Raw genomic sequence first — 13729 nt, 5'->3', positions numbered from 1 at the left:
CCGCAATGCACCCTTGGGTTGCCAGACTGAAGATTTTTTAAGACGACTCGCTCCGATATGAGGATAGTATGTGCGGTAGACTGGACAGCTACCTGGAGGCGCTTTCAACCCTGCGGACCAATACAAACCGAAATAGATGGCCAGATACGACGCGTCATCGGGCCCCTCATCAACCCTTACTTCTCCTCTCGGTTTTCGATTTGATCGCAACCGGATTCATACCCCGTAACTTCATCGCACCGTCCTTCGAGCTGGAAGAAACCTTTGCAGGATATTGGCAGGCAGTGATGCCCATGGGGACACCGGCGTCGATGGCAGGTCCCTTTTACCGTTTACAGACCTCCACGTTCTGGCATTTGGTGACCCAGCCCGGGAATGCATCTGGAAACAAAAAGATAGCTAGCTCTGTTCAACAGTTGCGCGAGCTGTATCTGGGGGCAAGATTTGCTGAGGATTTATATCCGTTGCTCGTTATGGAGGGCTCTCGGCAAAAATTGCGTCAGGTGCTCATTCAGGCCTATTTTTCTCCAGAAATTCAATCGAGATGGTCTGATCAGCGGCAGGAGTGAGCCTGTAGCGGCCACCATTTGTGAGAAAAATTCCCTTTGCGGAGACAGCCTTCTTCATAGTCTGGAAATGCTGTGACGCTTGAGCTTCTGGTGTGTCTACATTAGCCACAAACATGAGTTGGTCACCAGTTTCACCGAATTGGAGCAGATATTGGTTGTGATGGACAAAGACGAGATCCTCATAGGCGTAGGTGATCTCTTCTCCCAGGCCTTCGAGGATCATTTTCAGTTCGCCGAGTGGCCGGTATGCTAGCGTCATGGTGTGGTCCTGTGCTGTTGGTCGTCTTGATGCAGGAATAGTCAGGCAAGGGAACTGCCGTGGACCACCTTGGTCCAACTGGATCTCGCCTTCCGGTTCAGGTTATTTGATGGTCTATTTTTCCTTGCTTTCTTTGGGGCTGAATGTCCTGATCGACTGAATAGCGTTCCAGTCATAATAGCTGTTGAGTATTTGGCTGTTTTCCTCTTCGGTTATCCTGATGAAACTTTCACCGAGGAAGATCACGGCGCGTTCAAACCGTTTACCTTCATTGATCTGTAACGCCACCCCGTTGCGCAGTTTTCGCGACAGGGTGCCATGGAGCGGCATGGAGGCATATTCCAGTATCTTTTCCCACGTGTTCTTCATCATGTGTTGTCCTCGTGTACCCTGCCGCAAGGCCATGGCCACGTCAGTTCCCTTGTGAATGATACTGAGCAATACCCGCGCCTGAAAGATGTTTTGATGGAAAAGGATACTATTTCAAAAGGTTACACCTAGGCATAGCGACAAGTGTGATTATTTGCGCACCACGGGAGACAATAGCGTAGGCAGGGGGTGTACAATAGCGTTGAAAGTCGGACAATTTTTGTAGCTTCTTTGCACCAAGTACGCAAATCTTGCCGCAATCCGTGTATTGCGCTATGTTATCGTACAAAATCCAGGGCGATTGTGAGCAATAAAAGCATGTGCCGCAGCGCCATCTACACCATCGTGCGGATTGCAAGGAGGAGGATATGGAACTCTCAGGAAAGAAAGCCATTGTGCTGATTGAGGACATGTACAACGATTACGAGTACATCTACCCCTATTACCGCCTGCTGGAGGCCGGTGCCGAGGTCCAGGTGGTTGGGGCTAAGGCAGGTCAGGTGTACCAGGGCAAGGCCGGCACCACGGCCAAAAGCACGGCGGCGGCGGCAGAGGTGAGGCCGGAAGAGTTCGCCGGGCTGGTTATTCCGGGCGGCTACGCACCGGATGTCATGCGCCGGCACGCGGAAATGGTCAATCTGGTCAGGGAAATGGATACCCAGAACAAGGTGGTGGCCGCCATCTGTCACGCCGGGTGGATGCTGGCATCCGCCAGGATTCTCAAAGGTCGCACCGTGACCTCGTTTTTCGCCATCAAGGACGATCTGGTGCACGCCGGGGCCAACTGGGTCGACCAGGAAGTGGTCGAGGACGGCAAGCTGATCACCAGCCGTACCCCGGATGATCTGCCCGCGTTCATGCGAGCGGTGGTTCGGGCCATGCAGGCCGGCTGACCCATGCCCTTGTCAAGAGGACAAAGAGGATAAAAGTCTGGTTGAAATCAGGTTAAAAGTAATCCAATAATTGGGACTGTCGTTGTTTTCACGTGCGAATACGAGGGCAGTCCTTTTTGCGATCATCCCCCCGCCTGGATGTACTGCCTGGCATACTCCCAGGCATCACTGCGGGACTTACCTCGAATTCGCTTGTAGAGGTGGCGGCATTGATCATACGCCAGGGTATCAACCAGGGCATTGACCAGGGCATCATTTTCACATTGCGGATAGGAACTGTTCGAACCGTTCGGCGTCAGTTCCTCCTTGACCACCAATTGAACCGCGATCAGACTGCGTGCGGCGAGAAGATCGGCCAGGTGGTCGGGAACATCATCATGGAGCACGTACCGTAAGGTCAGGACATCTCCCGGTCCGATATTGCGCCGTCGAGCCCCCATCTGTTCAATGGCCGGCTGCAGGACAAAAACCGGTTGCAAACTGCTCGTCCCACAGCTCTTCCGTAAAAAACGATACAGGCCGTAATGAATATAACCGGCCTCCACAAAAAAAGACCCCCCGTTTGCCGTCACCTCGACAATGGCCTTGGCCCGTAAAAAATCGCGCATTCTGATACGGTTTGCATCCAGCCGGGAGAAGGTCCTGACCGACTCGGTGAGGTCCCGGAAATCCCCGGTTACACTTTGTGAATAGAAGGCAAGAAGCGCACCGGTGGCCTCTTTTTCCGCCAGATAGATCTCCCGAAGCCCCTCTGTATTGAGAATGTCGGCCGGGGTCCCGCCATCGGCAAAAGATTCGTGAATCCGGGCCAGGCCGTCGAGAAAGGGTTCGACCTGGAGAATCCGTTTTCCCCGGGCAAAAAGCGTTTGCAGCTCTTTACACATCTCCTGAACAAAGAGCGGAAAGCCCGCATCCAGCTGCAGCAGGTAGGTTTCAATGGCCAGGTCGCCCCGGAGCATGGCGTTGAATTCAGGTGTGGGCGGTTCTTCCAGGATGATAGTCTCGCAAGCCTCCATCCGGGCAAGCAGCAGGGGGATCGCCTCAAGGTAATGGGGACTGAAACCGATGAAGATCCGGGCGCCATCGCGCCCGGATGGTCCCTGTTTGCACTGCCGGTCAGGCATCGGGCCAGGTTTCCGTCATATCCGCAAAGGCCACCACCGCGTTTCTACCCTGTTTTTTACTTGCAAACAAAGCATGATCGGCATTGCCGAGCAGGTCGACCATGTTCTGGGCGTCATCAGGGTAGGCGGCCACCCCGCAACTGATTGTCAGACCAACGGCGTGCCCCTGGGAGGTGAGAAAAGGATGACTCTCGATCGCCCTCCGGATTCGATCGGCCAGCATGACCCCGGCAGAACCATCGTGATCCGTCAGGATCAGGACAAATTCGTCTCCGCCGTAGCTGACGCCATATCCGCCCCCCGGCAGAAGCGGTCGGATGACTGCGGCGACCTCGGCAATCGTGCGGCTGCCGTTGAGGTGGCCATAGGTATCGACCACGGATTTAAAGGTATCGATATCAATGAAGACCGCGGCAACGGATTGCAGGGGATGGGCTTCAAGCGAAGCCTGTAGCGTCTGGTAGAGGTAGCGGGTATTATAGAAGCCGGTCAGGTCATCCAGATAGGACAACTCCCGATACCTGATCTCGCTGGCCTTCAGGGCCTGCTGGGTTTTGTACAAGGCGATATGGGTCCTGGCCCTGGCCAGGAGTTCTTCCTTGGAGGAGGGCTTGATGATGTAATCCTGGGCCCCGGCCAGAAAACCGGCGACAATGTCGTGTTTGTCGGTGCTGGCGGTGACGAAAAGAATAGGGATGGCAGCGGTGCGGGGATTCTCCTTGATGATCCGGCAGGTTTCCAGACCGGAGAGCCCAGGCATCTCGATGTCGAGCAGAATGAGCACCGGGCAGGTCGTCTCCAGAAGGACCAGCGCCATATCACCGCTGGCGGCGGAAACGACCGGATATCCGGCCCGGGTGAGCATTGCCTCGAGCGTCCGGACAACGACCGGATTGTCATCGACAATGAGGACGGGGTGTACGGATGTTTCTTCCAGGCTGTGCTGAGCAAGACAAGTGTCCATGGCTTTCCTCTGCATAGTCCAATATCTTTATAAAAATCTATATTTCCAGCTTTCTCAATCTTGTCAAACCGCTGTATTCACCCGATCCCATCCGTCCAGTCCGTGGATAACAGGTCTGTTGTGCCGGGTCGGCGGACAACGAAAAATTCGTAGGCATAACAACGGCTGTGGTGACGGTGCAGGGCTGGTTCCTCCCCGATCTGATCGAGAATGGCCAGGGCTTGGGGATCGTGGCTGTAGACATGGCGAAGTTCCTTGATCCGCTCCTCCATCGGGGTGTAGAAGTCTTCCCACCAGGCTTCGTCGGGCAGGGTGAAGTGGCCAATCAGTTCGAAACCCGCGGCCTGGATGGTGGTGATGAGCTGGTCCGTGTCTCCCATGGCCGGATAGTCAAGCTCAAAACCGGCTCGAACCTCGGCGGGTGGGTTGTCCTCGCGCCAGACCGCGTCGGTGAAGGCGAGGTAGCCGTTGGGGCGGAGCAGGTCATGGCAGAGTTTCAGGGCAGCGGCAATCCCGATGTTGTACAGGGCGCCTTCCGACCAGATGAGGTCGAAACTCCGTGGGGGCAGTTGCAGGTCCGACATGTCGCCGACCCGGGCCTGGATCCGCTGGTCAAGGCCCCGGGCGGTGATCTTCTTCTTGAGGAGCTCGATGCCCGGGGTATGGGTGTCGATGGCCATGATCGATCCGTCAAGAAGTTCGGCCAGGTGCAGGGTCTGGCCGCCTGCGCCGCAACCCAGATCGAGCACCGCGGGCGAGGGGGGCAGATCCCGGCAGAGGCTGAGGGCCCGTGCCGCGCAGGCCCGGTTGCCCGGTCCCTGGCGGGGCAGGGCGCCGTAGACCTCGAAAAATATCTCCCAGAAACGGGGGCTCGGCTCAAGCATGGGTTCTCCTGTGGTGGGTGTTCCAACCATGTAGCGGTTCAGGTAAGGGGTGCCGCTGCCGGTCCGAGAGCGGTACGCAATTCCGACCGCAGTCGGGCGAGGCTCTGCTCCGGGTCGTCGCTTTGCACGGCGACCCAACGTTGTAATTTGGCGATGGCAGCCCCGGAGGCAATCGCCTCTTTGGCCATGTTCACTCCCTTGGTGATACTTTCGGCTTTTTCGCCGATATATAGAGCTGCCTCGGCATTGAGGCAGGTGAAGTCGATGCAGCCCTGATATCCTCTGCCTGTCAGTACTCCGAGGAAGCGGCGTCGTTCGGTGGTCAGATTACTGGTAGCGGCAATGTGCTCAAAGGGAAGGGGCCGCAGGCCGACATCCTCGGGCCGCAGGGTGTAGGCAGTTTTCGTCGACTGGCCGGAAAACTCGTGCACGGTGGAGGGGTCGCAGATCGACAGTTCGTCCATGCCGCCCGCGGGACCGCCGCCCCAGATGCCGATCCGTTCGTCTGGCTTGAGAACAGCGAGTTCGAGCGCATTCAGACTGCAGGAGAGCGGTTCGGCCATAACGGCATGGTCAAAGGAGCAGCCTTCGGGAATCGGAATGGTGCTGGCCAAGGGGGCGAGTATGTACTCGGCAAACCCGCCGTCTCGATGAAAGCCCATGATTTTCATGTGGCGACAGAGGTTCCCGGACCCCCTGCAGACACGGTCGGCAATCTCCGCAACTTGTCCCGGGGTAGACATAGACCCGTTTGCCGATATTGTCCTCGGCGATCTCCGAACCGACGGCGTGGATGGTGCCGACGATCTCTTCCCCGGGTACCCGGGGCAGGACAAGATCCCGGTGCCCGACTTCAATGATTTTGAGATCGGTCCGACATAGGCCGGTGACCGCTGTTTTTATCAGCACTTCTCCTGTTCCGGGTTGCGGGTCCGGAATCTCTGCAAGACGAAACGCCCCGATCTGTTCGACGAGTATGGCTTTCATCATTTCCTCAGCGTACGATATTTCCAGGCCGACCCTTTGTTACCGGAGTTCACGACTTTTCCGTCTACCTTTTTTTCCTGGAATCCGCCAGTCAAAAAGGGTCGAATGTAGCTCCACAGTCTGATTGTCCGTAGATGGAGGGCTGGTGAACGGTTGCTCTGGATGGGCACCGGCTATTTCCTGGGTGCCGATAGGGTGCGGCAAAGAAATGTTTGGGGGGTCTTAGGGCGTCAAGACGGTTGTTTTTCCTGTTTTTTTCAATCATACCATAGCTGATCTTTTTAGAAATTAATGGCATATATATTGCAAAAATGGTAATGTGTTTTTCAGGTAAGAGAATGATGATTCGACCGCTTGCTCTTTCCTGGTGCCATGAAAGAAGATTTCTGGACAGTTTTTTATCCTTTTTTTCTCATACTGATTCTCATACTGATGCCCTGAATCCGTGAGCGTGCGTCAGCAGCGTTGTACGTGGCTTTTGTTCGATCAAAGTATGCTGTCATCCGATAGTTACGGTTAAGGAAGATGGCGCGCGGGTACGCCTCAAAGGGGAGCGATGACAGCGTTTTGTAAAAAATGCCGCTGCACTTATAACCTGATAACAGCCAAATATATCCAAAACAAGAGTCCCGCCGTCATGGATTCAGGTGGTGTGTAAATGAAGCTTCAAACCAGCTGCAAACTGATATTTGATGTCTCGGTTGCAACACCATTTGTCTTGATGCTGCGACCACGCAGTGGTTCCCAGCAGTGGGTTGAAAAAGATGAGTTGCGCATCATCCCGGAAATACCTGTTTATGAGTTCACTGACAGTTACGGAAATTTCTGTCAGCGACTCGTTGCTCAACCCGGTCGTATTTCAATTCATGCCAGGTCCACAGTGAATACGGCCGACAGTATAACCCGCGAGCAAGGAGCACCCTTTATTGAAGTGCAGGATCTGCCGCATGAGGTTCTTCAATATCTTTTGCCAAGCCGCTATTGTGAAATAGAATATTTTGGTCAGCAGGCAAAGGACATAACCGTAAATCTGAAACCCGGTTATGATCAAGTTGCGGCAATTGAGGACTGGATACGTCATAATATTTATTATAGCTTCAGCAACAGCAATTCAACCGTTTCTGCACGCGAAGTCCAATTCAGGCGAAGTGGGGTTTGCCGCGATCTTGCTCATCTCGGCATAGCCTTATGTCGAAGCCTCGCCATTCCGGCGAGAATGGTGGTGGGCTATCTCCATGAGCTTGAACCGATGGATATGCATGCCTGGTTCGAGGTTTTTCTGGCCGACCGTTGGTTCACCTTTGATGCTACTCAGCCCCAGTTGAAAAACGGTTATGTTGTTCTCGGGATAGGTCGGGATGCTGCTGATGTGGCAGTCTACAACCAGTTTGGCCCACCCATTTTTCCAGTGACGCAGGATGTTCAAATTGAACGTATAGATGAAACGTGAGGTGCTACCTGAATGAAACGCAACCCTGCGCGAACTATATAAGCCCACTATTCTTGCCCGAAACAGCGTAAACGTTCACCGAGCGCAAATGAACATCTGCCTGCCCCGGCACCTGAAAAGTATCCGATCATGGAGTTTGTAACAGTGTGGTTTATCACGCTCCTGCATGGCAGTGGGTACGGAAGTGCTGTCCGCGGATCCTCACCCCAGAGGCAGCGCATCCTGAACGCTGACGAATCCAGGCTTCCATTAAATGAACACGGAGGAATATTCAATGCAGACATTCCAAATATACGACCCGGAAGATTATTACGATGAACTCATTGATGCAGACGGCAAGCCCCGTCCCGAGGCCAAGCTTCTCATTGACAAGATCGACTCGCTTCCCCATGGAGATCTGGCACTTCGCCAAAAGGAAGCCGAAGCACTGCTTCTTAAGATGGGCATAACCTTTAATGTCTATGGCCGGGATGAGGGCACAGAAAAAATATTTCCCTTTGACCTCATCCCCAGGATTGTCTCCAGTAGTGACTGGCAGCAGATAGAATCAGGTCTTAAGCAGCGTATCCATGTACTCAATCTGTTCATTCAGGATGTTTATAATGATAAAAAGATTTTCAAAGACAAGGTGGTCCCCGAAGATCTTGTCCTCTCCAGCAAGACATACCGCAAGGAATGTGAGGGCTTTACCCCGCCGCGGGGAATTTGGTGCCATGTAACCGGCACTGATCTGGTGCGTGACCGAGATGGTCGCTTTTATGTGTTGGAGGATAATCTGCGCTGCCCGTCCGGCGTTTCCTATGTCCTGGAAAACCGCCAGGTACTCAAACGAACATTTCCCCAGGTATTCCAAGCCTCCAGAGTTCGGCCCGTAGATGAATATCCGGGAAAATTGTTTGAACTGCTGGAGTTTTTAGCCCCCGACCATGTCCAGTCGCCCACCATCGGTGTGTTGACACCGGGAATGTATAACAGCGCCTATTTCGAACACTCGTTTCTTTCTCAGCAGATGGGCGTGGAACTGGTCCAGGGCCATGATCTCATTGTCTCGGACGGGTTTGTTCATATGTTGACCACAAAAGGTCTGCAACGTGTGGATGTGCTCTATCGGCGAATAGATGATGACTTTATTGATCCGAGCGTATTTCGCCCTGATTCCGTGCTCGGGGTCAAAGGCCTCTTCGAAGTGTATAAAGCAGGCCATATTGCCATGGCAAATGCCCCAGGAACGGGGATAGCCGACGACAAGGTTATCTATGCCTACGTTCCTGAAATTATCAGGTACTACACCGGCGAAGACCCCATCCTGCCCAATGTGCCTACCTACATTTGCCGAAACGACAGCGACCGCAGTTATGTGCTTGATCATCTTGATAAACTCGTGGTCAAGGCCGCCAATGAATCCGGCGGGTACGGCATGCTGATAGGCCCTCATGCCACGAATGAAGAGCGGGCCGCTTTTGCTGAAAAAATCAAAGCAGAACCCAGGAACTACATGGCTCAGCCTACCATCTCTCTCTCCAGGGTGCCGACCATTGTCGGCGACAGGATTGAAGGCCGCCATGTGGATCTCCGGCCCTATATTCTGTATGGAAAAGATATCTACGTTCAACCGGGCGGCCTCACCCGTGTAGCGCTGACCAAAGGATCACTGGTGGTTAACTCGTCTCAGGGCGGCGGCAGTAAGGATACCTGGGTCGTGTAGAGCAATTAATTTGTGGAGGACTTGCAATGCTAAGCCGTGTGGCCAACTCAATATACTGGATGTGCCGATACATAGAACGAGCCGAAAACATAGCACGTTTTATTAACGTCAATCTCAACCTGCTTCTCGATACCACAGAAGAAGGGAAACATTGGAAACCGCTGGTAATGACAACAGGTGACCATGAAATCTTTGCACAGAACGATCGCGAGTATAGTCAGGAAGCGGTCATCCATTTTCTTACCTTTGATCGAAATTATCCCAATTCTATTGCCAGGTGCTTGTCCGCGGCACGGGAGAACGGACGATCTATCCGGGAAATCATCTCTTCGGAAATGTGGGAACATCTCAATCATTTTTACCTGGACCTCACCAGTAAGCAGAGCCTGACCATGGCACTCAAAGACCCCCATCGTTTTTTTAAAATAATTCAATTGCGCAGCCATCTGTTTACCGGTCTGATGGAAAGCACCATGAGTCATGGTGAAGCCTGGAATTTTGCCCGTATCGGGATGATGATGGAGCGGGCTGATAAAACCTCCCGAATTCTTGATGTTAAATATTTCATGCTGCTTCCCGAGACAACCCTGGTGAACGCACCCATTGACCAGATCCAGTGGATGGCGGTGCTCAAGTCGGCAAGCGCCTTTGAAATGTTTCGTAAAAAACATCATAACATCACTCCGCACAGAGTGGCGGAATTTCTCATTTTCGACAGTCAGTTTCCTCGTTCAATCAGGCACTGCATCAATAAGGCCAAAGAATATCTGCACCGCATCACCGGCACTCCTTCGGGTGCGGCAATCAATCTGGCTGAAAAAAGGTTGGGGCGCATTCAGGCAGATCTTGAATATACTGATATTGATGAAGTCATTGAAATGGGCATGCATGAATATCTCGACTCGATGCAAAGCAGGATCAACGATGTCGGTGCGGCAATCGGCATAACTTTTTTCAACATCAAGCCCATTTATCCTGACGTAAACAATGAGCAGTAAAATAAAGGCAAATCCTTCGCCGGGCAGGGTAAAATTCCCGCATTTCCCGAAATTTTGGACTAATTTGGCAAAGTTGAAAAGCAACAACAGATAATATTACCGGTAGGTGCATTCTTGGGAATACATATCTCGCTTCACCATACAACCTCGTATATATACGATCGACGAATTAACCTTGCTCCCCATATAGTCAGGCTGCGTCCGGCACCCCATTGTCGGACCCCGATTTTAAGCTATTCCATGAAGGTATCCCCTGAAAATCATTTTCTCAATTGGCAGCAGGATCCCTTCAGCAATTATCTCGGCCGTCTGGTCTTTCCGGAAAAGACAAAGGAATTCCATGTAGAGATAGACCTGGTTGCCGACATGGTCATCATTAATCCCTTTGATTTTTTCCTGGAACCCGATGCGGAGACATTCCCGTTTACCTATCATCCTGACCTGAAAGCAGATCTCACACCGTATCTGGCCAGGGACAAGCCCGGAATAATGCTCGCTGAATTCGTGGCAAAAATCGATACCAACCCACAACAGACAATCGATTTTCTCGTTGCCCTGAATACCATGGTGGCCAATTCAGTTAAATATCTCATCCGCATGGCGCCAAACGTGCAAAGTTGTGAGCAGACGCTTTCCTTTGGCAGCGGTTCATGCAGGGATTCCGCGTGGCTACTGGTCAATATTCTCAGACATCTGGGACTGGCCGCCCGTTTTGTTTCCGGTTACCTGGTCCAGCTGAAACAGGATATTAAATCCCTGGACGGCCCTTCCGGTGCTGAAAATGATTTTACCGACCTGCATGCCTGGACCGAGGTGTATGTACCTGGGGCTGGATGGATCGGTATGGACCCGACCTCTGGTCTCTTTGCCGGTGAAGGGCATATCCCGCTTGCATGTTCTCCGGAGCCACAGAGCGCTGCACCGATCACCGGTGCTTTGGACAAATGTGAGGTTGTTTTCAGTCACACCATGTCGGTGCAGCGCATTCTTGAGGCGCCACGGTCAACCAGGCCCTATCCCGAAGAGGTCTGGTCTGCCATTACTGATCTGGGCGAGCTCGTTGACCGGGAACTGGAAAGTCAGGATGTTCGGCTGAGCATGGGCGGCGAACCCACCTTCGTGTCCATAGACAACATGGACGGTGCACAGTGGAATACGGAAGCACTTGGCGAAGAGAAACAACAACTTGCCGAGGCATTGATAAAAAAATTAAAAGAGGAATGGGCTCCGGGCGGACTGCTGCACTACGGCCAAGGCAAATGGTATCCTGGCGAATCCCTGCCCCGCTGGGCGCTTGGCTGCTACTGGCGCAGAGACGGTAAACCTATCTGGCAGGACAGCTCCCTGCTGGCGGATATTTCCAAGGATTACGGCTTCGGGATTACCGAGGCCCATGTTTTCATTGAGGCTCTGGCTGGTAATTTAGGGGTAAGTAATCGTTTTATCAGGGAAAGTTATGAGGATATATTTCATTTTCTCCATCAGGAACAACAGCTGCCGGTCAACCTTGATCCCAGTGATCCAAAACTCAATGATCCCGAGAAAAGGGCGCGGATGGTACACGCTTTTAACAAGGGACTCGGTTCTGTGGTTGGCTATGTCCTGCCTCTTCAGCATGGTTCCTGGAAGAGCGGTCCATGGCCCTTCAGGGGAGAGCATATGTTTCTGCTGCCGGGCGATTCACCCGCTGGTCTGAGATTGCCGCTGGATTCCCTGCCTTGGGTTTCACCGCAAGACCTGCCAGTACAGTTCAGCCTTGATCCGATGGCAGATCCAGGGCCTTTGCCGGATCTGCATAAAGGACAGCAGGCCTTGCCGGGAGAACCCGAAGAACACTTCAGTGAGACAATAACCTGCCAGCCTTCGCCATATACAGAACCCGAGATGGTTCAAGGCGAGTCCGCCGCTTGGGTTGTCCGAACAGCACTGTGTGTGCAGCCGCGCGATGGGCGAATCTATGTATTCATGCCTCCCATAACCACCTCGGACGGATATCTTGAGCTGACAGCAGCCATTGAAAAAACGGCTAAGGCAACTGATATTCCCGTAGTCATTGAGGGATATACGCCGCCCTTGGATTCAAGACTGGAATACCTCAAAGTTACCCCCGATCCCGGTGTCATTGAAGTCAATATTCAGCCGATGCACAACTGGCAGGAGATGGTCAAGTACACCACCAGATTATATGAGATTGCCAGGGAGTGCCGCCTTGGTTCAGAAAAATTCATGGTGGATGGACGCCATACCGGGACCGGGGGGGGCAATCATATCGTCGTTGGCGGTGCTACTCCAGCTGACAGTCCTTTTTTGCGCAGGCCGGATTTACTGCGCAGCTTCATCACTTTCTGGAACAATCATCCATCCCTCTCTTTCTTGTTTTCAGGCCTGTTTATCGGGCCAACCAGTCAGCAGCCCCGTATCGATGAAGCCCGGCACGACAGTCTCTATGAACTGGAAATCGCCTTCGCTCAGCAGGATCGTCACTCGAAATCCGGCCATCCCTGCCCACCATGGCTGGTCGACAGGTTGTACCGCCATCTGCTCGTTGATGTCAGTGGCAACACCCATCGGGCTGAATTCTGTATAGACAAGCTCTATTCACCCGATAGCTCTTCAGGACGACTGGGCCTGCTGGAATTTCGTGCCTTTGAAATGCCGCCGCATGCGCGTATGAGTCTGGCTCAGCAGCTTCTTCTGCGTATTTTCATCGCCTGGTTCTGGAAGGAGCCCTATCGCCAGGAATTGGTGCGCTGGGGGACCCGCCTGCACGATCGCTATATGCTCCCCCGCCTGGTTCGCGATGACTTCGAAGATGTTTTAGATATTCTGGTGCAGGCCGGCTATCCGGTATCCATGGAGTATTTTTATCCCCACTTCGAGTTCCGCTTTCCTGTTTACGGCAGAGTACATTTCCAGGGCATGGAACTCGAGCTGAGGCAGGCGCTGGAACCCTGGCATGTCCTTGGTGAAGAGCCTGGTGGCGGGGGCACGGCCAGATATGTTGATTCTTCTGTTGAGCGATTGCAGGTCAAGGTCTCCGGTATGACGGGAGAACGTTATATCGTCCTTTGCAACGGCAGACGGGTCCCACTCCAGCCGACCAGAACCGCAGGAGTCTTTGTCGCCGGAATCCGCTACCGGGCCTGGCAGCCGCCCGCCTGTCTCCATCCAACCATCGGTGTTCATGCACCCCTGACTATCGATCTTTTCGACACCTGGTCAATGCGCGCTACCGGCGGCTGCGTCTATCATGTTGGCCATCCCGGCGGGCGAAACTACGATGTGTTCCCAGTAAACGCATACGAAGCTGAAGGGCGGCGCAATGCCCGATTCCAGCCAGGTGGGCACACTCCGGGCAGCCGTCTGATAATGCCTCCAGAGGAAAAGAATCGCCATTTTCCGTACACGCTTGATTTGCGCAGGTGAGATAGTTTGATGTAACCGATCACGGGGTATGTAACTGTGCAGTTTATCCTACTCCTGTATGGAAAGCGGTCTCATTTGCCCCGGATTTTTGCAGACGTGGC

Annotated in this window: 12 protein-coding genes; 5 read left to right on the top strand and 7 right to left on the bottom strand. The window is 53.2% G+C overall.

What is annotated here, in order from left to right:
- Positions 1–507: 507 nt before the first annotated feature.
- Both JWG43_RS01365 and JWG43_RS01360 read right to left on the bottom strand, forming a co-directional pair.
- Positions 508–828 carry a hypothetical protein gene (locus tag JWG43_RS01365; protein WP_205241016.1) on the bottom strand — a complete coding sequence of 107 codons (321 nt, stop codon included), beginning with the start codon at positions 826–828 and terminating at the stop codon, positions 508–510.
- Between the two features lie 114 nt (positions 829–942).
- Complete coding sequence (locus JWG43_RS01360) at positions 943–1200, bottom strand: hypothetical protein (RefSeq protein WP_205241015.1); 258 nt, start codon at positions 1198–1200, stop codon at positions 943–945.
- Between the two features lie 365 nt (positions 1201–1565).
- Here JWG43_RS01360 and JWG43_RS01355 point away from each other — a divergent pair, with 365 nt between their 5' ends.
- A complete protein-coding gene (locus JWG43_RS01355) occupies positions 1566–2090 on the top strand; it encodes a type 1 glutamine amidotransferase domain-containing protein (RefSeq protein WP_205241014.1) in 525 nt (174 codons plus the stop codon).
- A 122-nt stretch (positions 2091–2212) separates the two neighbouring features.
- Here the strand turns inward: JWG43_RS01355 and JWG43_RS01350 are convergent, their stop codons facing one another.
- The 5 genes from JWG43_RS01350 to JWG43_RS01330 all read right to left on the bottom strand — a co-directional run bounded on the left by JWG43_RS01350 (position 2213) and on the right by JWG43_RS01330 (position 6052).
- Positions 2213–3214, bottom strand: a complete 1002-nt coding sequence (locus tag JWG43_RS01350) for a hypothetical protein (RefSeq protein WP_205241013.1) — start codon at positions 3212–3214, stop codon at positions 2213–2215.
- A complete protein-coding gene (locus tag JWG43_RS01345) occupies positions 3207–4178 on the bottom strand; it encodes a diguanylate cyclase (RefSeq protein WP_205241012.1) in 972 nt (323 codons plus the stop codon). The genes JWG43_RS01350 and JWG43_RS01345 overlap by 8 nt, the downstream gene beginning before the upstream one ends.
- A gap of 77 nt (positions 4179–4255) precedes the next feature.
- A complete protein-coding gene (locus JWG43_RS01340; RefSeq protein ID WP_205241011.1) occupies positions 4256–5062 on the bottom strand; it encodes a class I SAM-dependent methyltransferase in 807 nt (268 codons plus the stop codon).
- Between the two features lie 38 nt (positions 5063–5100).
- Positions 5101–5724 (bottom strand): hypothetical protein, encoded by a 624-nt coding sequence (locus tag JWG43_RS01335; protein ID WP_205241010.1) that lies wholly within the window; start codon positions 5722–5724, stop codon positions 5101–5103.
- Positions 5636–6052, bottom strand: coding sequence for an alcohol dehydrogenase catalytic domain-containing protein (locus JWG43_RS01330; protein WP_205241009.1), 417 nt, complete (start codon positions 6050–6052; stop codon positions 5636–5638). The genes JWG43_RS01335 and JWG43_RS01330 overlap by 89 nt, the downstream gene beginning before the upstream one ends.
- Positions 6053–6707: 655 nt before the next feature.
- On the opposite strand from JWG43_RS01330, the gene JWG43_RS01325 reads away from it, so the two are divergent.
- From JWG43_RS01325 to JWG43_RS01310, 4 genes are all read left to right on the top strand, one after another.
- Entirely contained in the window at positions 6708–7499 is a 792-nt protein-coding gene (locus tag JWG43_RS01325; protein WP_205241008.1) for a transglutaminase-like domain-containing protein, read from the top strand.
- 274 nt (positions 7500–7773) lie between these two features.
- A complete protein-coding gene (locus tag JWG43_RS01320) occupies positions 7774–9204 on the top strand; it encodes a circularly permuted type 2 ATP-grasp protein (protein WP_205241007.1) in 1431 nt (476 codons plus the stop codon).
- 26 nt (positions 9205–9230) lie between these two features.
- The gene (locus tag JWG43_RS01315) at positions 9231–10202 is read left to right on the top strand and encodes an alpha-E domain-containing protein (protein WP_205241006.1); all 972 of its coding nucleotides are present in this window, start codon (positions 9231–9233) and stop codon (positions 10200–10202) included.
- Positions 10203–10316: 114 nt separating this feature from the next.
- Entirely contained in the window at positions 10317–13628 is a 3312-nt protein-coding gene (locus JWG43_RS01310) for a transglutaminase family protein (RefSeq protein WP_205241005.1), read from the top strand.
- Positions 13629–13729: the final 101 nt, after the last annotated feature.

This window comes from Desulfobulbus alkaliphilus, assembly GCF_016918545.1.
Classification (GTDB): domain Bacteria; phylum Desulfobacterota; class Desulfobulbia; order Desulfobulbales; family Desulfobulbaceae; genus Desulfobulbus; species Desulfobulbus alkaliphilus.
Note: the sequence above shows the minus strand (reverse complement) of the source record. Positions and strands in the feature narration are given on the sequence as shown.

What these genes read in the sequence shown, in the direction of transcription:
- JWG43_RS01345 (WP_205241012.1), bottom strand. Translation starts at nt 4,178, where the DNA reads ATGGACACTTGTCTTGCTCAGCACAGCCTGGAAGAAACATCCGTACAC.
- JWG43_RS01350 (WP_205241013.1), bottom strand. Translation starts at nt 3,214, where the DNA reads ATGCCTGACCGGCAGTGCAAACAGGGACCATCCGGGCGCGATGGCGCC.
- JWG43_RS01330 (WP_205241009.1), bottom strand. Translation starts at nt 6,052, where the DNA reads ATGATGAAAGCCATACTCGTCGAACAGATCGGGGCGTTTCGTCTTGCA.
- JWG43_RS01340 (WP_205241011.1), bottom strand. Translation starts at nt 5,062, where the DNA reads ATGCTTGAGCCGAGCCCCCGTTTCTGGGAGATATTTTTCGAGGTCTAC.
- JWG43_RS01325 (WP_205241008.1), top strand. Translation starts at nt 6,708, where the DNA reads ATGAAGCTTCAAACCAGCTGCAAACTGATATTTGATGTCTCGGTTGCA.
- JWG43_RS01355 (WP_205241014.1), top strand. Translation starts at nt 1,566, where the DNA reads ATGGAACTCTCAGGAAAGAAAGCCATTGTGCTGATTGAGGACATGTAC.
- JWG43_RS01365 (WP_205241016.1), bottom strand. Translation starts at nt 828, where the DNA reads ATGACGCTAGCATACCGGCCACTCGGCGAACTGAAAATGATCCTCGAA.
- JWG43_RS01320 (WP_205241007.1), top strand. Translation starts at nt 7,774, where the DNA reads ATGCAGACATTCCAAATATACGACCCGGAAGATTATTACGATGAACTC.
- JWG43_RS01335 (WP_205241010.1), bottom strand. Translation starts at nt 5,724, where the DNA reads ATGGGCTTTCATCGAGACGGCGGGTTTGCCGAGTACATACTCGCCCCC.
- JWG43_RS01360 (WP_205241015.1), bottom strand. Translation starts at nt 1,200, where the DNA reads ATGATGAAGAACACGTGGGAAAAGATACTGGAATATGCCTCCATGCCG.
- JWG43_RS01315 (WP_205241006.1), top strand. Translation starts at nt 9,231, where the DNA reads ATGCTAAGCCGTGTGGCCAACTCAATATACTGGATGTGCCGATACATA.